12 protein-coding genes are annotated in these 17,882 nt (G+C 73.7%); 6 read left to right on the forward strand and 6 right to left on the reverse strand.

Features of this window, described 5'->3' with window-relative positions; all coding sequences use genetic code 11:
* Window positions 1–49: 49 nt before the first annotated feature.
* The 3 genes from ABZ135_RS34580 to ABZ135_RS34590 form a co-directional block, all read right to left on the reverse strand.
* Window positions 50–1,576 carry a DUF5719 family protein gene (locus ABZ135_RS34580; protein WP_356701615.1) on the reverse strand — a complete coding sequence of 509 codons (1,527 nt, stop codon included), beginning with the start codon at window positions 1,574–1,576 and terminating at the stop codon, window positions 50–52.
* Window positions 1,573–5,274 carry a glycosyltransferase gene (locus tag ABZ135_RS34585; RefSeq protein WP_356701617.1) on the reverse strand — a complete coding sequence of 1,234 codons (3,702 nt, stop codon included), beginning with the start codon at window positions 5,272–5,274 and terminating at the stop codon, window positions 1,573–1,575. The genes ABZ135_RS34580 and ABZ135_RS34585 overlap by 4 nt, the downstream gene beginning before the upstream one ends.
* Window positions 5,275–5,467: 193 nt before the next feature.
* Window positions 5,468–5,731 carry a WhiB family transcriptional regulator gene (locus ABZ135_RS34590; RefSeq protein ID WP_345487777.1) on the reverse strand — a complete coding sequence of 88 codons (264 nt, stop codon included), beginning with the start codon at window positions 5,729–5,731 and terminating at the stop codon, window positions 5,468–5,470.
* A 710-nt stretch (window positions 5,732–6,441) separates the two neighbouring features.
* Here ABZ135_RS34590 and ABZ135_RS34595 point away from each other — a divergent pair.
* The 3 genes from ABZ135_RS34595 to ABZ135_RS34605 all read left to right on the forward strand — a co-directional run bounded on the left by ABZ135_RS34595 (window position 6,442) and on the right by ABZ135_RS34605 (window position 9,375).
* On the forward strand, window positions 6,442–6,984 hold the full coding sequence (locus ABZ135_RS34595; protein ID WP_356701619.1) for a cysteine dioxygenase family protein: 543 nt from the start codon (window positions 6,442–6,444) through the stop codon (window positions 6,982–6,984).
* 13 nt (window positions 6,985–6,997) lie between these two features.
* A complete protein-coding gene (gene cofD, locus ABZ135_RS34600; RefSeq protein WP_356701621.1) occupies window positions 6,998–7,990 on the forward strand; it encodes a 2-phospho-L-lactate transferase in 993 nt (330 codons plus the stop codon).
* A 104-nt stretch (window positions 7,991–8,094) separates the two neighbouring features.
* The gene (locus tag ABZ135_RS34605; protein ID WP_356701623.1) at window positions 8,095–9,375 is read left to right on the forward strand and encodes a coenzyme F420-0:L-glutamate ligase; all 1,281 of its coding nucleotides are present in this window, start codon (window positions 8,095–8,097) and stop codon (window positions 9,373–9,375) included.
* A 17-nt stretch (window positions 9,376–9,392) separates the two neighbouring features.
* On the opposite strand, the gene ABZ135_RS34610 is transcribed toward ABZ135_RS34605, so the two are convergent.
* The 3 genes from ABZ135_RS34610 to ABZ135_RS34620 all read right to left on the reverse strand — a co-directional run bounded on the left by ABZ135_RS34610 (window position 9,393) and on the right by ABZ135_RS34620 (window position 13,547).
* Window positions 9,393–10,379, reverse strand: coding sequence for a DNA-3-methyladenine glycosylase 2 family protein (locus ABZ135_RS34610; protein ID WP_356701625.1), 987 nt, complete (start codon window positions 10,377–10,379; stop codon window positions 9,393–9,395).
* Between the two features lie 511 nt (window positions 10,380–10,890).
* Complete coding sequence (locus tag ABZ135_RS34615) at window positions 10,891–11,973, reverse strand: NDP-sugar synthase (protein WP_356701627.1); 1,083 nt, start codon at window positions 11,971–11,973, stop codon at window positions 10,891–10,893.
* 113 nt (window positions 11,974–12,086) lie between these two features.
* Complete coding sequence (locus ABZ135_RS34620; protein WP_356701629.1) at window positions 12,087–13,547, reverse strand: peptidoglycan recognition protein; 1,461 nt, start codon at window positions 13,545–13,547, stop codon at window positions 12,087–12,089.
* 136 nt (window positions 13,548–13,683) lie between these two features.
* Here ABZ135_RS34620 and ABZ135_RS34625 point away from each other — a divergent pair, with 136 nt between their 5' ends.
* From ABZ135_RS34625 to ABZ135_RS34635, 3 genes are all read left to right on the forward strand, one after another.
* On the forward strand, window positions 13,684–14,439 hold the full coding sequence (locus tag ABZ135_RS34625) for a TIGR03089 family protein (protein ID WP_356701631.1): 756 nt from the start codon (window positions 13,684–13,686) through the stop codon (window positions 14,437–14,439).
* A 271-nt stretch (window positions 14,440–14,710) separates the two neighbouring features.
* Window positions 14,711–15,853: an LCP family protein gene (locus ABZ135_RS34630; RefSeq protein WP_356701633.1), complete on the forward strand. Its 1,143-nt coding sequence runs from the start codon at window positions 14,711–14,713 to the stop codon at window positions 15,851–15,853.
* A gap of 245 nt (window positions 15,854–16,098) precedes the next feature.
* Entirely contained in the window at window positions 16,099–17,880 is a 1,782-nt protein-coding gene (locus ABZ135_RS34635) for an LCP family protein (RefSeq protein WP_356701635.1), read from the forward strand.
* Window positions 17,881–17,882 lie beyond the last annotated feature (2 nt).

Genomic DNA, 17,882 nt, shown 5'->3' on the forward strand with positions numbered 1-17,882 from the left:
GCCGTACGGGGAGCGAAGGGGCCGTACGGGGACGGGAAGAGCGGTCCCGTCAGTCGTCGAGGACCGACAGGTCCTGCCGTGCCTCGGGGACCTCGACGGTGCCGCGGTCGTCGGTCAGCGGCTGGACCGTGAACATCGGGATGCCGTCCTGCGGCAGCTCCAGCATGCGGGAGGCGTGCACGGGGCCGCCCGAGAGCCGTTCGACGGTCAGGGCGTAGGAGCCCTTGAGGCCCTCGGGGAGAGGGGCGGCCAGCGAGGTCGTGGTGCCCGCCTTCACGGTGACGTTCCTGGTGACCGGGGTGCCGCCCTTCGAGCCCGCCGAGGCGGTGATCCGTACCTGGGCGGTGGCGCCGGGGGCGGTCAGCGTCAGGGTGGAGACCTTGGACCGGTTGTCGGCGACGGTCGCGCGCGCGTCGATCGCGCCGGTGGCGGGGATGAACGCCACCTCCTGGTTCTCGCCCTTGCCGCGCACCACCCGCAGCGCGGCCACGACCGGCGTGGCCTTCTTCGGGTCGGACGGGCTGAGGAGCAGCGAGCCGGGCTCGCCGCGCGTGAGGTCGGGCAGGTCGACGGCGGCGGTCATGCCGGACTTCACGTGCAGGGCGCCGGCGCTCGCCGGGACGATGGCACCGGTCGGGGTGACCAACTGGACCTTCAGGTCGGCGTCGTCGTCGCCCGGCGCGTACGCCACGAGCCGCACGGAGGTCGCGTCGGCCGGGATGCCGGGCAGGACGACGGTGCCGGCCGGGTCGGCGGAGGCCGGCAGCCAGTCGCTGCCCAGCTTCTCGTCGGCCGAGCCGACGACCGCGCCGACGCGACCGCTGCGCGTGGTCACGTGGACGGTGAGGTCCTGGGTGGCGGGGTCGGTGGTCAGGGTGGAGAGCAGCACGGGGACGCTGGAGTGCGCGGGGACCGGGATGCCCTCGGTGATCTGGGACGTGAGCGGGCCTTCGGGGCCGTACAGCTCGATGTCGGCGACGGCGGCGGTGTCGTCGGGGTTGGTGAGGTGGACGTAGTCCTGGCGCTGCTTGCCGGTGGAGGCGGCGGGGAACCAGAAGTCGGTGTCCGGGGCGGTGCAGCTCACGCCGAGCAGGCCGCGCGAGCCGCCGGCCGGGACGACGGTGGTCTGCTGGACGGTCCAGCCGGGGGCGAGCGTGCCGTTCGCCGCGCCGGTCAGGGCGGGCGCGGCGGCGCCGTTCGCCTCGGCGGTGACGGGGGTGCCGGGCTTGGTGACGGTCGCGGGCGCCTTGGGCTGCCCGGGCTTCTTCGCCGGGGTCTCGCCGGGCGTGCCGGCCGCGGCGGCGGGCCGCAGTTCGGCCTTGGCGGACTGGGCCTGGGACGGGGCGCGTTCACCGGCGGTGCCCTTGGAGACGGGCGTGTACGAGGTGTACGTGGTCTCGGCCACCTCGGAGGTGCTGGGCACCGGGCAGAGGAGGCTGGAGCGCTCGACCGGCAGCGGGACGGACGCCTCGAGGGTCTCGGTCACGGTGCCGTCGGGGGCGGTCAGGGCGGCCACGCCGGTGACGGCGGCGAGGGTGGTCACGACCGCGATCAGGGAGAGGGTGGTGCGCTTCACTGGTTGCTGCTCCCGTCGGGACGCTGCTGCTGCTCGTAGCCGTACGGGTCGTACGCCTGCTGGTCGTAACCGGTCTGCTGCTCGTAGCCGTTCTGCGGCTCGTAGCCCTCGTAGGTGCTCTGCTGGGCGTACGGGTCGTACGGCTGCTGCGGGTACTGCTGGGGGTCGTACTGCTGCGGGTACGGCTGCTGCTGCGCGTAGGGGTCGTAGGGCTGCTGCCCGTACGGGTCCTGGTCGTGTGGGTAGCCCTGCTGCGGAGCGGCGGCGTACTGACCGTCCCATTCCGGCTGCGGCTCGTACCCGGGCTGCTCCGGTACGGCGACGGGTACGGGGGCGGGCTGCGGGGCCGGCTCGGCGGCTTCGGCTTCGGCGGCGGCCTCCGCCTCCGCGGCGGCGCGCAGGCGGCGGGCGCGGCGGCCGTCGCCCTCGGCGGCCGGGGCGGGCACGGCGAGCTCCTCGTCGGGCAGGTCGTCGTCGATGTCGCGGCGGCGGCCGGGCAGGGCGAGGACGAGCAGCACGAGGGCGAGGCCGACCTGCGTCCAGATCCACACGGTGTGGGTGAACGGCTCCTCGTAGGTGAGGTCGAGGCGGCCGCCGGTGGCGGGCAGTTCGAAGCCCTGGGCCCAGCCGTCGACGGTGGTGGGCGTGAGCTCCTTGCCGTCGAGGGTGGCGGTCCAGCCCTCGTCGGCGCGGTCGGCGAGGCGCAGGACGCGGTCGGCGGGCCCGGCCGGGATGTCGGTGTGGGCCTCCACAGGGCCGGCGGCGACGGTGACCGGCCGGTCGGGGCCGTCCGCCGGTCCGGTGGCCGCGGCCTTCGTGCCGCCCGGGACGATCGTGATGCGCGCGACCTCGCGGTCGACCCGCCACAGGGCGCTGCCGTCGAGCTGGCTGAGCCGGGACAGGCCCGGGGTGGCGTCGAGGACGCGGCTCATGGAGCGCGGTGCCCCGTCCCGTACGAGGACGTAGCGGATCGCGAAGCCGCTGAGCTCCTGGGTCTGGTCGGCGCCGGAGCCGGCGACGAGGTGGGCGACGACCTTGTCGAGGCGCGGGTCGCCGCCGCCGGCGGCGGCGAGTTCGGCGTCGCCGAGCCGGCCGCCGGAACCGCGCACCAGGGTGTAGGACACCTGGCCGGGCGCGCTGCCGCCGAGGACGAGGGTGCGGGCCTGGTCGCGGGTGCCGCTCTCCTCGGCGACGAAGGCGGGGACCTGGACCGGGTCGCGGCGGGTGAGCGGGCCGTCGGCGCCGCCGATCATCCATGTGGCGGCGGCGACGACCGGGCCGAGGGCGCAGGCGAGCGCGACGAGCGCGGCGACGGGCTGGCGCCAGCCGAAGCCGTGGGCGGCGACGCGGGTGCGGCCGCCTTCGGCACCGATCATGCCGGCGGCGAGCAGGGCCGCGCCGTAGACGAGGGTGGCCGGTCCGGCCCAGTGGGTCTCCGTCTCGCCGGTGCCGTTGGTGAGGACGGCGAAGAGGAGTCCGGCGAGGGCGGCGGTCCAGGCGGCGCGGACGGCGAAGACGCGCTCCTCGCGCAGCAGGGCGCCGAGCGCGGCGAGCAGCAGGCCGATGAGGACGAGCCCGCCGGTGGTGCCGGGGCCGCCGGGGCTGGTGCCGAGCAGGTCGAGCGCGGAGGCCGTGCCCGTACGGATGTCGAGGCCGGCCTCGCGCAGGAAGGCGGAGGGGCTGGTCAGGAGCGACAGCGACCAGGGGGCCAGGACGAGGAGCGGGGTGCCGACGGCGGCGAGGAAGCGCAGTCCGTAGGCGGTGATGTCGTCGCGGCGCAGGACGAGCACGCCGATGCCGAGGACGACGGCGAGCGGCCAGACGACCGGGGTGAACGCCATCGCGAAGGTGAGGAGGAAGGTGTACGCCCAGGTGGCGCGCCAGCTTCCGCGCTCGACGCCGCCGCGCTCGGTACCGCCGCGCTCGGTGCCGCCGCGCTCGGTGCCGCCGTGGCGCAGGCCGTGGGCGGCGACGGCGGCACGGGCGATGAGCGGCAGCAGGATCGCGAGGACGGCGGTGCCGAGCCGGCCGGTGGCGAGGGCGCCGGTGGCGGCGGGCAGGAAGGCGTAGGCGATGGCGCCCCAGGCGCGCAGCAGCCGGGATTCGACGATGCCGCGGGAGGCGAAGTAGGCGGTGCCGCCGGCCAGCGGGACCGAGCAGACGAGCAGCAGGGTCAGCGCGAAGGAGGTGGAGCCGAGGAAGAGCGCGGAGAGCGCGGCCAGGACGGCGAGGTAGGGCGGGGCGGTCTGGGTGCCGCCGGTGCCGATCGCGTGCCAGCCGTCGGCGTAGCGCGACCAGAGGCCGGAGACGCTGTCGGGGGCGGGCAGCAGGGCGCCGCCGGCGAGGGAGCCGCCGCCGAAGAGGTTGCGGCAGGCGACGACGGAGACGACGAGCAGGAGGGCGAAGAGGACGGGCCCGGGCTTGCGGGCGATCTTCTTCAGCCGGGCGAACTGCTCGATCTCCAGGTAGTCGGCGTCGTCGCCGCCGGGTCCGGACTCGACCACGCCGTGGCGGGAGCCGCCGGAGTCGGCGTCGGAGCCGCCGAAGTGGGAGGCGAGCTGTTCGGCGGTGGCGCGCACGGTGGCGCCGGGTGCCGGGAAGAGGGAGCGCAGTTCGCTCGCGGGGACGGCGGGGTTCTTGCGCCGTTTGCGGGCGGCGAGGATCTTCTCGGGCCGCAGCAGGGTGGCGAGCAGGCCCATGACCTCGTCGACGGCCTGGCCGGGCGCCTTGCCGACGAGGTAGGCGAGGGTGCGCAGCAGCGTGCCGAGGACGAGGCGGAGGAAGACGTACGGCAGGGCGGCGCCGCGGGTGTTGGCGAGCAGCGTGTAGACGGCGCCGGCCTTGTCGACGCGGTGCGGGTTGGCGGCGGTGCGGCCGGCGCAGTCGACGGTGCGGCGCTCGCGGGCGGACGCCTCGGCGTGGCGCAGCACGGCGTCGGGGGCGACGAGGACGCGGTGGCCGGCGGCGTGGGCGCGCCAGCACAGGTCGACGTCGTCGCGCATGAGGGGCAGGCGGCGGTCGAAGCCGCCGCGTTCCTCGAAGACGTCGCGCCGGATCAGCATGCCGGCGCTGGAGACGGAGAGGACGGAGCGGATCTGGTCGTGCTGTCCCTGGTCCTGCTCGCGGCGGTCGAGGCCGGTCCAGCGGCGGCCGCTGCGGGCGATGGAGACGCCGGCTTCGAGGAGCTGCTTCCTGTCGTACCAGCCGCGCAGCTTGGGGCCGATGACGGCGGCGTACGCGTCGGAGTCGGCGACGCGCAGGAGTTCGGCGAGCGCCCCGGGCTCGGGGGCGCAGTCGTCGTGGAGCAGCCAGAGCCACTGGACGGGCTCGCCGTGCGGGAGTTCCGGCAGGTCGTAGGCGTCGTCGCGCCAGGTGCGGGTGACCGGGTCCCAGCCGCTGGGCCGCTTCAGATAGGGCAGGTCCTCGGGGCCGAGGACGGGCGCGGTGCGGACGGCCTCCTCGACGGCGGCGCCGAATCCGGTGCGGCGGGCGAGGTGCAGGACACGGTCGTCGCCGAGGGCGTCGGCGAGGAGCCGCGCGGAGTCGTCGGCGCTGCCGGTGTCGGCGGCGACGGCGTTCTGGACGGGGCGCTCCTGGGCGAGAAGCCCGGCGAGGGCGTCCGGCAGCCAGCGGGCGCCGTCGTGGGCGACGAGCACGGCGGTGACGACGTGTCGCGGAAACTCAGGAGTTGAGGACATCGAGCTACGGGCCCTCCGGCCGGGGTCGCCCGCGGGGGGCGTGGGTGCGTCTCGGACGGAGGCCCACACTAACGGCTGGCAGCAGAACGGTCCGCCGCCTGTGGACAGAGCACAGGATGCGGACCGTTCGTTGTGTGCGGCTTTGTGTCCGGGTGTACGCGCTCCCGCGTACGGGCCCGGCGGATGGCCGGATTCAGACGGCGGCCTTCTTGAGGCGGCGGCGCTCCCGCTCGGACAGGCCGCCCCAGATACCGAAGCGCTCGTCGTTCTGCAGCGCGTATTCGAGGCATTCGGAGCGGACCTCGCAGGCGAGGCAGACCTTCTTGGCCTCGCGGGTCGAGCCGCCCTTCTCGGGGAAGAAGGACTCGGGGTCGGTCTGGGCGCACAGTGCGCGCTCCTGCCAGCCGAGTTCCTCGCCCGCGTCCTCGACCAGCAGTTCCTGGAACAACTCGGTCATGTGCGCCCCTCGTCCGTCTTTGCGTCCCCGTGATGTTGCCGTCGCCGGTTACCGATCGAACCGGCCGAACGACACGAGTGAAATTACAAGTTCGTGCTCTGTGCGAGTCAAGCCGAGATCTGCTATTGGGCCCCGTATTCACTCTGCGGAACCAAGCCTATGCGGAAAGTGTTCAAATCACCAAAAACCTGACACATGCCACTGGCTTGGGTGCGCCACCGCGCCCCTGAGGGAGGACGCCCGAGACGTGGATCTTGTTGCGATCCAGCCACGGAAGCGATCCGGATCACAGTCTGATCACGGAGCCCTCGCCGCGTTTACGGGCGCGGATGCTGCGCCATGTCTCCTGGTCGCGCGGTGCACAAACCTTTCTCCGGGCACAGTAACCGGATGAGGTGAAACATTGCCCCCATATCGGGCATTGAGTTGACAGTCGGGTGTCCGTCCCGCCACTTTGGTGGCATGCCAGCGACCACAGCGCTCTCCGCGACCCACGCCCGTGGGTTCCGCCGCGCTGTCCAGGCGCGCTGTTGCTGTTGCTGTCCCGGCTGTTGACGCGCGCCCTTCTCCCTGCGCTCCGGCTTCCCACCCTGGCCCTCCCACGGCCGTCGCGACGCTCTCGTCGCACCACCTCGCATCACCTGCCCCGCCCTTCTGCCCCGCCCTTGCTCTGCGACACCCCAGCACTCCTGCCGAGGAACCACCGCACCATGAACATGGACAGCGACCTTCAGATCGCCGGCGACATCCTTGAGGTCCCGCACCTCCTGCAGCCCGCCCGCGAGCACCCCGCCACCGTGGCCGAGTTCGTCGGTCTCGCCCGCGAGATCGCCGCCGACCGCGCCCTGTGGGCCCCCTACGTCGAGTACGACGCCACCACCCGCTGGTACCACCGGCTGCGCACCGGCCCCGGCTACGAGGTCTGGCTGCTCTCCTGGCTGCCCGGCCAGGGCAGCGGAAACCACGACCACGGCCCGTCCTCCGGCGTGGTGACGGTCCTGGAAGGCGAACTGACGGAGCGTACGAGGCGGGGCGCCCGGACGCTCACGCCCGGCACCCAGCAGGTCTTCGCCCCCGGATACGTCCACGAGGTCGTCAACGACTCCCTGGAGCCGGCCGTCAGCCTGCACGTCTACTACCCGGGGCTCACCGAGATGCCGATGCACGAGTCGGTACGCGAGCAGTGCGCGTCGGGCACGGTGACCGCGGGCGCCGCCTCCGCCCCGGCCGCCCCCGGAGTCGTACCCGCCTGACAGACTGCACCGCATGCGCATTGTGGTTCTGGCCGGTGGCATCGGTGGTGCCCGCTTCCTTCGCGGCCTCAAGCAGGCCGCGCCCGACGCGGAGATCACGGTCATCGGCAACACCGGTGACGACATCCATCTCTTCGGCCTCAAGGTCTGCCCCGACCTCGACACCGTGATGTACACCCTCGGCGGTGGCATCAACGAGGAACAGGGCTGGGGCCGCGAGGACGAGTCCTTCACCGTCAAGGAGGAGCTGGCCGCGTACGGGGTCGGGCCCGAGTGGTTCGGCCTCGGTGACCGCGACTTCGCCACGCACATCGTCCGCACCCAGATGCTGGGCGCCGGCTACCCGCTCAGCGCCGTCACCGAGGCGCTCTGCGACCGCTGGCGGCCCGGCGTCCGGCTGATCCCGATGTCCGACGACCGCGTCGAGACGCACGTGGCGATCGACGTGGACGGCGAACAGCGGGCCGTGCACTTCCAGGAGTACTGGGTGAAGCTGCGCGCCTCCGTGGACGCGCGGGCCGTCGTACCGGTCGGCGCGGAGCAGGCGAAGCCCGCGCCGGGCGTCCTGGAGGCGATCGCCGAGGCCGACGTCATCCTCTTCCCGCCGTCCAACCCGGTCGTGTCCGTCGGCACGATCCTCGCCGTCCCCGGCATCCGCGAGGCCGTCGCCGCCGCGTCCGCGCCGGTCGTCGGGCTCTCCCCCATCGTCGGCGACGCGCCGGTGCGGGGCATGGCCGACAAGGTCCTCGCGGCCGTCGGCGTCGAGGCCACGGCGGCGGCCGTCGCCCGACACTACGGCTCCGAGCTCCTCGACGGCTGGCTCGTCGACACGGTCGACGCGGGCGCGGTCGCGGACGTCGAGGCGGCGGGCATCCGCTGCCGCGCGGTGCCGCTGATGATGACCGACCTGGACGCGACGGCCGCGATGGCCCGCGAGGCGCTGGCCCTGGCGGCCGAGGCGGGCGCGGCGGCCGAGGGCGGCGAGGCCGGCGGAGCGGGCGCGTGACGGGGGCGGGGGCGGGGGCCGCTCGGGGAGCCGGGGCCGGGAACGGGACCCGGGCCGGGGACGGAGTCGGGGGCCGGGCCGGGGAGGGGGCGGGGCGGTTCGAGGTGTGGGCGCTCTCCGGGATACCCGAGGTCGGGCCGGGGGACGACCTCGGGAAGCTGATCGCCTCCGCGGCGCCGGAGCTCGTCGACGGGGACGTGCTGCTCGTCACCTCGAAGATCGTGAGCAAGGCGGAGGGGCGGGTGATCGCCGCCGACGACCGCGAGGCGGCGATCGACGCCGAGACCGTACGCGTGGTGGCCCGGCGCGGGCCGCTGCGAATCGTCGAGAACCGGCAGGGTCTCGTCATGGCCGCCGCCGGGGTCGACGCCTCCAACACCCCCACCGGCACCGTGCTGTTGCTGCCCGAGGACCCGGACGCCTCGGCCCGCCGGATCCGCGACGGGCTGCGTGAGACGCTCGGGGTCGAGGTCGGGGTGGTCGTCACCGACACCTTCGGGCGCCCCTGGCGCAACGGCCTCACCGACGTGGCCATCGGCGCCGCGGGCGTGCGGGTCCTCGACGACCTGCGGGGCGGGACCGACTCCCACGGCAACGAGCTGAACGTCACCGTCGTCGCCACCGCCGACGAACTCGCCGCCGCCGGCGACCTGGTGAAGGGCAAGGCGGCCGGCCGGCCGGTCGCCGTCGTCCGCGGGCTGCCGCACGTCGTCGCCGGCGACGAGGAGCCGGGTGCCCGGGCCCTCGTACGCGACGCGGCCGACGACATGTTCCGGCTCGGGACGTCGGAGGCGGTCCGGGAGGCGGTGACGATGCGGCGCACCGTACGGGAGTTCACCGACGACCCGGTCGATCCCGGCGCGGTACGGCGCGCGGTGGCCGCCGCCGTCACGGCGCCCGCCCCGCACCACACCACGCCGTGGCGCTTCGTGCTCCTGGAGTCGGCGGAGGCGCGGCTGCGGCTGCTGGACGCGATGCGGGACGCGTGGATCGCGGACCTGCGGACGGACGGGAAGTCCGAGGAGTCCATCGCCAAGCGGATTCGGCGCGGCGATGTCCTGCGCAAGGCGCCGTATCTGATCGTGCCCTGCCTGGTCATGGACGGCGCCCACCACTACGGGGACCCGCGCCGGGACGCCGCCGAGCGCGAGATGTTCGTGGTGGCGGCGGGCGCGGGCGTGCAGAACCTGCTGGTGGCGCTGGCCGGGGAACGGCTCGGCTCGGCGTGGGTGTCCTCGACGATGTTCTGCCGTGACGTCGTACGGGACGTGCTCGGGCTGCCCGGGGACTGGGACCCGATGGGCGCGGTGGCCGTCGGCCGGCCGGCCGCGCCGCCGAAGGAGCGGGCGGCGCGGGAGGCGGGGGCGTTCATCGAGGTGCGGTGACGCCGTGACCCCGGCCCTCAGATGGACCTGATGTCGCCGGGCGTCATCCGGGGCGCCCGGCGGGGCGGGACCCGGCCGCTGAGCAGGATCAGGCGGGCGGCCCGGTGGCGCTGGCCCTCGTAGGGGGCGAGCAGCTCCAGCATCGCCGCGTCGTCGGCGGTGCGGTCGCCGGCGAGGGCCCAGCCGACGATGCCGGGGAGGTGGAGGTCGCCGGTCGTGACCTCGTCCGGGGCGCCGTTGCTGCGCTGGATCGTCTCGGCGGAGGTCCAGGGGCCGATGCCGGGGATCAGTTCGAGGCGCCGGCGGGCGTCGGCCGGCGCCATGTGGGCGGCCTCCTCCAGGCGGGCCGCCACCCGGGCGGCGCGCACGATCGTGGCGGAGCGCTTGCCGTCGACGTTCGCGCGGTGCCACTCCCAGGACGGGATCATCGCCCACGTGCGGGCGTCGGGCATCACGTGCATGCCGTCCGGGGCGGGGCCGGGGGCGGGCTCGCCGTACTTCCGTACGAGCAGCCGCCAGGCGGCGTACGCCTCGTGCGTCGTGACCTTCTGCTCCAGGATCGACGGGATCAGCGACTCCAGTACGAGGCCGGTGCGGGTGAGGCGCAGGCCGCGGCGGGCGCGGTGGGTCAGGGCGAGGAACTTGTGGCGGGGCACGAAGGCGGTGGGGTCGTCGTCGGCGCCGAGCAGTGCGGGGAGCCGGTCGAGGAGCCAGGGGCCGCCGGGGCCCCACGCCTCGGCCTGCGCCGTGCCGCCCCGGAGCCGGACCCGCAGGGTCCCGGGGCCGTCCGGGGTGCGGCTGGCCCGCCAGACGGAGCCGTCGGGCGTGGCCCGGAACGTGGGGTCGGCGGGGCCGCGGCGCAGGGGGCCGAGCGTGAGGCCGAGGTCGAGGTCGAGGTCGTCGGCGTGGGCGTGGGCGTGGGTGCGGGTGTGGGGTACGGGGATGTGGCCGCCGCGGATGGTGGTGCGCGTGGTGGGGGTGCGGGGGGCGAAACGGCCGGCCATGCCGCCGAGCCTATCCGCCCCGCCCCCGATGGGGCCCCGGTGTGACGTCCCCCTCACGGGGGGGGGGCGGCGCCGTCGTGGTGCGGGCCGCCGCGCCGCTGAGACAGCGCCCCGCTGGGCTGGCGCCCCGCCCGTGCGGCCCGCCGCCCCCGCCCGCGTGGCCCTATGCCCCGCCCGTGTGGGCAATCGTCCCGCAGGGCGGGACGGGTGGGCACACGGGACGGCGCCCTTGCGGGCGCGTTCCGCACCTGCACCTGCCCGCACCACGACGGTGCCGCACCAGGGGTGCGGGTCAAAGCACCAGGAGCCTAGGCCCGGCAAAGGGCACCGTTCCGTTGTGCCCACCCGTTCCGCCCCAGCGGAACGAATGCCCACAACGGAGTGGGGCGAAGGCCCGCGGCGGAGGTACCGGGCGGGCGCCGGCCCGGGCGGCGGCGGTGCGCAGCGCCGTTGGGGAGGGCCGCCGCATCCCAGGGGAGCGAAGGCCCACGACGGCGGGCAGCGGGTGGGGCTACTGGTCGGAGGAGAAGCGGACTGCGGCGGGGGGGAGTTTGGCTTCGCACCAGACGCGGATGCCGTCCCGCAGCTCGTTGTCCGCGCCCACGTCCGCCCCGTCGCCGATGACCGCCCCCGTCAGGACCGTACGCGCGCCGATGCGGGCGGCCGTGCCGATGAGGGAGTCGGTGATGACGGCGCCGGGTTCGACGACGGCGTCGGCCAGGACCGTGGAGCCGGTGATGCGGGCGCCGGAGCCGATGACGGCGCCGGGGCCGATGACCGTGCCGCCGGTCAGCTTGGCGTCGGGGGCGACCGTGGCCGTGTCCAGGATCAGGCGGTCGCCGCAGCGGCCCGGGACCGCCGGGGACGGGGCGCGGCCGAGGACGAGGTCGGCGGAGCCGCGGACGAAGGCGTGCGGGGTGCCGAGGTCGAGCCAGTACGTGGAGTCGACCATGCCCTGGAGGTGCGCGCCGGAGGCCAGCAGCTCGGGGAAGGTCTCGCGTTCGACGGAGACCGGGCGGCCGGTCGGGATCGTGTCGATGACCGAGCGGCGGAAGACGTACGCCCCGGCGTTGATCTGGTCGGTGACGATCTCCTCGGGCGTCTGCGGCTTCTCCAGGAAGGCCGTGACGCGCCCGGTCTCGTCCGTCGGGACGAGTCCGAAGGCCCGGGGGTCCTCGACCCGGGTGAGGTGGAGGGAGACGTCCGCGCCGGAGGACTGGTGGGTGGCGACGAGGGCGCCGATGTCGAGGCCGGTGAGGATGTCGCCGTTGAAGATGAGGACCGGGTCCTCGGGCCCCGACCGCAGCCGGGAGGCGACGTTGCGGATCGCGCCGCCGGTGCCGAGGGGCTCCTCCTCGGTGACGTACTCGATGCTGAGGCCGAGCGCCGAGCCGTCCCCGAAGTGCGGTTCGAAGACCTCCGCGAGGTAGGAGGTGGCGAGGACGATGTGGTCCACGCCGGCCGCCCGGGCCCGGGCCAACTGATGCGTCAGGAAGGGCACGCCGGCCGCGGGGACCATCGGTTTGGGCGTGTTGACCGTCAGGGGACGCAGCCGGGTGCCTTTGCCACCGACCAGGAGAATCGCTTCGGTCACCTGTCGTCTCTGCTTCCTGTTCGGGTCCGGTCTCGTCGCCGGGGTGGTGCTTCGCGCGCCGTCCGTACGATATGACCGGTCAGTTTATGCAGATGGTTGAGTCCCCGACCCCATCAGCGCCTTCCCTGGTACTTCGCCGAGGTGCTACGGGCGGTGCCGAGCTTGCCGTAGAGGCGCCCGCCCGGGCACTCGGTGGCGAAGCCGTCGCGGTGTCCGGCGATGGCGTTGAACTTGACCTTCTTGCCCTTCTTGTAGAGGTTTCCGCCTCCCGAGGTGAGATACGTCTTGCCCTTCGGATTCACCCCGTGCAGCCCCAGCTTCCACGCGGTCAGCCGTGCGATGGCGGTGACGACGGCGGCCGGCGGGTTGGTGCTGCCGTAGGAGCCGAGGACCGCGATGCCCATGCTGTTGGTGTTGAAGCCGAGGGTGTGGGCGCCGAGCACGGGCTTGGCGACGCCGCCCGCGCGGCCCTCGTAGATGTTTCCGCACTTGTCGACGGCGAAGTTGTAGCCGAAGTCCCGCCAGCCGCTGCTCTTCACGTGGTAGCGGTAGATGCCGCGCAGGATGGAGGGGGCCTGCTTGCAGGTGTAGTTGTTGCCGGTGGCGCTGTGGTGGACGAAGGCCGCCTTGATCGTCTTGGTGTAGACGAAGCCCTTCTCGCGGATCTTCTCGTCCGCGCCCCAGCCCTTGCGGGTGATGATCTTCGGCCGGGGGCCGATGTACGGCTTCGCGGCGGGAGCGGCGGGCGCGGCGTCCGGCAGCGCGGCGAGGGTCTGGGCGCGGGTGAGCGCGGGCAGGGCCTCGGCAGCGGCCGCCGGGGCGAGGGCCCGGCTCTGCGGGGCCTCGGCGGCCGGGTCCGGTCCGGGGTCGACCAGTTCGAGGCGCAGACCGGCCGGGAGCGGCACCTCCGCGGCGTGCTCCTCCGGGCGTACGCGGACCTCGACCCCGTCCGAGTCGCCGACCCACAGCGGTGCGGTGGAGCCGTGCAGGGCGCCCGAACGGCCCTCGGCCGTGGCGGGGTCGGCGCCGTGCTCGTCGTTGTGGGTCTCCACGTCCTGCCAGTCGGACCAGACGCCGTCCGCCGTGGCGCGGGTGCGGACCTGCACGGTGCCGTGCAGCGGGGCCTGGGCGTCGTCCCAGACCACGCCGACCAGCGAGAACGGCCTGACGTCCTGTCGGGCGAGACCCTGCTCCTCCACCGGTTCGGCGGTCCCGAACGCCCGGCTCCGGGACTCGGGGGCGAGCGGTTCGAGCGGCAGCGACTGCGTGGAACCGGCGACGTCCCCCGCCGGCACGCCCCAGGGCGCCGCGGTACCGGACACCGCGGTACCGGCCGCCGGGGCGCCGGTCGCCGCGCTGCCGAACGCCGGGAGCGGGCTCGCGGACGCGCCCGCGAACCGCGCGGCTGGGTCCGCCGAGGCGGCCGGATCCGCTGGACCGGCCGGGTCGGTCGCGGCCCCGCGAGCACCGGGCGGTGTCGTGACCGCGCCCAGGGCCGGGGTCGCGAGGGTGAGCGGCAGGGCGAGTGCCGCCGCACAGGTGACGGCGATCGAGGAGGCGAGGTGAACACGCATGGAGCGATCGTCCGCAGCGGACGAACGTTCCGCTCGGCGGGAACGGGAAGGGAAACTGACGCCTCATCGGGCCGACCGGAGTACGGGGTCACCGGTACGGAGGACCCGGCCGGCGGCCGCGCGTACGCTAGCCCGCGTGAACGCCAGCGACCGCACCCCCGCCGACCTGCTGCGATCCGCGCTCGCCGCGGACCCGACCCGACCCTTGGTCACTTTCTACGACGACGCCACCGGTGAACGCGTGGAATTGTCGGTGGCCACCTTCGCCAATTGGGTGGCGAAGACCGCCAACCTGCTCCAGGGCGAACTGTCCGCCTCGCCCGGCGACCGGCTCGCGCTGCTGCTGCCCGCGCACTGGCAGACCGCCGTCTGGCTGCTCGCCTGCGCGTCCGTCGGAGTGACCGCCGAGGTGGGCGGCGACCCGGCCGACGCCGACTACGTGGTCGCCGGGCCGGACGCCCTGGAGGCGGGCCTCGCCTGCTCGGGAGACCGGATCGCGCTCTCCCTCGCCCCGCTGGGGCGCCGCTTCCCCGAACCGCCCGCCGGCTACGTGGACTACGCGGTCGAGGTGCCGAGCCAGGGCGACCGTTTCGCCCCGTTCGTACCGGTCGATCCGGGTGCGCCCGCGCTCGTCGTCGACGGTATGGAACTGACGGGCGTGCAGCTCGTCGAGCGCGCCCGCACGGACGCCGCCGAGCTGGGGCTCAGCCCGGGCGCGCGGCTGCTGACCGGGCGCTCGTACGACGGCTGGGCCGGCGTCTCGGCCGGGCTGTACGCACCGCTCGCGACCGGCGCGTCGGTGGTCCTGTGCCGCCACCTGGACCAGCTCGGGGCGGAAGGGCTGGCCAAGCGGGTGGAGAGCGAGCGGGTCACCGTCACCCTCGTGGACTGACCCCAGCGCCCACCCCCGGCCGCCCGCCTCCGTCCCCGGCCACCCGCGCACCGCACGCCCGCACCCGCACGCACCGCACCGCCTCACACCCCCCGGCCACCCGTACGGCCCATCGACGCGCCGAGTCCCCGGGCTCCGGCGCCGACTCCGGTACATGATCGGCCGGGGGGTACCGACGCCTTCCGCAGAACCACGCGCCCGGATCGGCCGTCTCCTTCAGCGACGACGGCCGGCCGGCGCCCGAAGACGCCATCGAGGGACGGACCCAGACGTGACGGACAGCGCAGACACGCCCGCGGAGGCCGGAGCCGAAGGCGAAGGCGGACGCGAGCGGCACTGGCTGCGCTGGACCGCTCTCGGCGCGGCGGTCGTGGTGCTCGCCGCGGCCGGCACCGGCTGGTGGCTCTACCGCAAGCTCGACGGCAACATCACCACCGACACCACCGCCGCCGCGGAACTCCTCAAGTACGAGAAGGAGCGGCCGTCGGCGGCGGTCAACGCGGCGCGGAACATCCTGCTGATCGGCTCCGACACGCGCGCGGGCGCGGGCAACCGGGAGTACGGGCGGGACAAGGGCACCCAGCGCTCGGACACCACGATCCTGCTGCACCTCTCGGCGCGCGGTGCGAGCGCGACGGCGGTGTCGATCCCGCGCGACCTGATGGTGCGCATCCCGAGCTGCACGAAGCCGGACGGGACGCGCGGCCCCGCCATATTCGCCCAGTTCAACTTCGCGTTCGAGTTCGGCGGTACGGCGTGCACGATCCGCACCCTCGAGAAGCTGACCGGCATCCGGATCGACCACCACATGGTGATCGACTTCCAGGGCTTCAAGAAGATGGTCGACGCCGTGGACGGGGTGGAGATCTGCCTCGACGAGCCGATCGACGACGCCGACGCCCATCTGAAGCTGCCGGCCGGGCGCCAGACGCTCCGCGGGGAACAGGCGCTGGGCTTCGTCCGCGCCCGCAAGTCGCTCGGCAACGGCAGCGACACCGAGCGGATGGACCGCCAGCAGCAGTTCCTCGGCGCCCTGGTCAACAAGGTGCAGAGCGACGGCGTGCTGCTCAACCCGACCCGGCTCTATCCGGTCCTGGACGCGGCCACCAAGTCGATCACGACCGATCCCGGTCTCGACTCGATGCGGGACCTGTACGACCTGGCGCGGTCGATGCGGGCGATCCCGACCGAGAAGGTGCAGTTCCTCACGGTGCCGCGGCGCCCGTACACGTACAACGCGAACCGGGACGAACTGGTGCAGCCCGATGCGAACGAACTCTTCGCCCGGATCCGGGCCGACCGGCCGGTGACCGTCCGGCCGGGCGGCACCGGGAAGCCGGAGGCGGACGGTCCGAACGCGTCGGTGGCGCCCTCCTACCCGGGACGGAACGCGGCGGAGGGGGTGTGCCGGTGAGGCGTGCGGGGCGCGATTCGTAAAGGCGTGACCAAGGGGAGGGTGGAAGTGCATGAGGTTTGAGCAAATTGCCCGGTTGTAAGGGGCGTGGAATTTGTCACGGACGTCGCCCCACGCTGAACTGGGCGGATAGTGTGACGCGATCCGGTGCACCCGACCACGTGGTCGCGCACTCTATGGATCGAACGACCGAGCGCCCGAGGGGGAGGCGCCTCGCGTGGCACCGACGGAGGACTCAAGTAACCGTGGACGCGCACAGCCGTGGACGGGCGGACGAGATCGACCCCGCCGACCAGTGGGTGCTCAACCCGCAGACCGGCAACTACGAACTGCGACTGGACCACTCCGCTGGGCAGTCGCCGCACACCCCGTCCGCTTCGCGCCCCGGCACGCCCGGCACCGTCCCCCCGCCGACCCGCAGAGCGCAGGGCCGGGGAACGCGGGATCGTGGCACGCAGGACCGCGGAGCGCAGGACCGCCTCACCGAGACGATCCCGCCCGTCCCCGGGCAGCGCCGCCGCCGGGCCGCCGAGCCCGGTGAACGGCCCGGCCAGCCGAGCCGCCGCAAGCGGAAGCCGGCGAAGTCCCGCAAGAAGAAGGTCCTGATGTGGACCGGCGGCACCATGGCCTTCGTGCTCGTGGGCGGCGCCGCCGGCGCGTACGCGCTCTACGAGCACTTCGACAACAACATCAACACCATCGAGATCGCGGGCGGCAGCGACGGCGGCTTCAAGAAGGACGCCGCCTTCAACATCCTTCTCATCGGCACCGACAAGCGGACCGGTGAGGGCAACAGCGGCTACGGAGACAAGAACAGTCCCGGCCATGCCGACACCACGATCCTCTTCCACGTCTCCAAGGACCGGACGAACGCCACGGCGATGTCCATCCCGCGCGACCTGATGACCGACATCCCGGAGTGCGAGACCAAGCAGCCCGACGGCACGGTCAAGACCATCCCCGCCCAGTCCGGGGTCCGCTTCAACACGAGCCTCGGCCAGTCCGGCCGTGACCCCGGCTGCACCATGCGCACGGTCAAGGAGATCACCGGCCTGACCGTCGACCACTTCATGATGGCCGACTTCAACGCCGTCAAGGAGATGACGACGGCCGTGGGCGGTGTGAAGGTCTGCGTCGAGCGGCCGATCGACGACCCGAAGTCGCATCTGAAGCTGCCCAAGGGCGAGTCGACGATCATGGGCGAGCAGGCCCTCGCCTTCGTCCGCACCCGCTCCAGCTTCGGCAACAAGAGCGACCTCGACCGCATGAAGATCCAGCAGCAGTTCCTGAGCTCGATGATCCGGCAGATGAAGTCGGACGACACCCTGACCTCGCCGAGCAAGCTCTACGACCTCGCCGAGGCCGCGACCAACGCCCTCACGGTCGACACCGGGATAGGGAGCATCTCGAAGCTCAAGTCCCTGGCCATGGAGCTGACCCGGATCGACACCAAGAACATCACCTTCCTGACCATGCCGGTCATCGACAACCCGGCCGAGCCCACCCCGGTCACGGTCGTCCCCGACCCGGCCGAGGCACCGCGGCTCTTCGCCATGATGAAGTCCGACACCTCGCTCACCGAGGTGAAGAAGAAGGAGCAGGACGCCAAGAACGCCCAGGCCGACGCCCAGGCGGCGCTCCTGAAGGGCGCGCGCTCCACCGCCCGCGAGGTCCGCGTCGACGTCTACAACGGCAGCGGCCTCACGGGCGCGGCGCAGAAGACCATCGACTGGCTGCAGAACGAGCACGGTGTGACGCGGTCCACCAACAAGAGCAACGCCCCCGAGAAGGCGGCGAAGACCACACTGACGTACGCACCGAACCAAGCCGACCAGGCCCGCAAGCTCGCGGACCTGATGGGCCTGCCCGCCTCGGCTCTCCGGCCGGGCACGCAGGACGCCGGGGAGCGCGAGCCCATGACGCTCGTCCTCGGCGCGGACTTCAAGGGCGCGGGGGTGCCCCTCACCGGTCCGGCGAAGGCGCCGGAGGGTGCGCAGACGGCAGACAAGCAGGTGTGCGCCAAGTGACC

Origin of the sequence: Streptomyces sp. NPDC006339, from assembly GCF_040612775.1 — a bacterium.
In the GTDB taxonomy this organism is placed as follows: Bacteria; Actinomycetota; Actinomycetes; order Streptomycetales; family Streptomycetaceae; genus Streptomyces.

Bases quoted from the DNA above. Each gene is read 5' to 3' on its own strand.
- ABZ135_RS34610 (WP_356701625.1), bottom strand. From the start codon at position 10,379: ATGGCCGGCCGTTTCGCCCCCCGCACCCCCACCACGCGCACCACCATC.
- ABZ135_RS34620 (WP_356701629.1), bottom strand. From the start codon at position 13,547: ATGCGTGTTCACCTCGCCTCCTCGATCGCCGTCACCTGTGCGGCGGCA.
- ABZ135_RS34585 (WP_356701617.1), bottom strand. From the start codon at position 5,274: ATGTCCTCAACTCCTGAGTTTCCGCGACACGTCGTCACCGCCGTGCTC.
- ABZ135_RS34590 (WP_345487777.1), bottom strand. From the start codon at position 5,731: ATGACCGAGTTGTTCCAGGAACTGCTGGTCGAGGACGCGGGCGAGGAA.
- cofD (WP_356701621.1), top strand. From the start codon at position 6,998: ATGCGCATTGTGGTTCTGGCCGGTGGCATCGGTGGTGCCCGCTTCCTT.
- ABZ135_RS34595 (WP_356701619.1), top strand. From the start codon at position 6,442: ATGAACATGGACAGCGACCTTCAGATCGCCGGCGACATCCTTGAGGTC.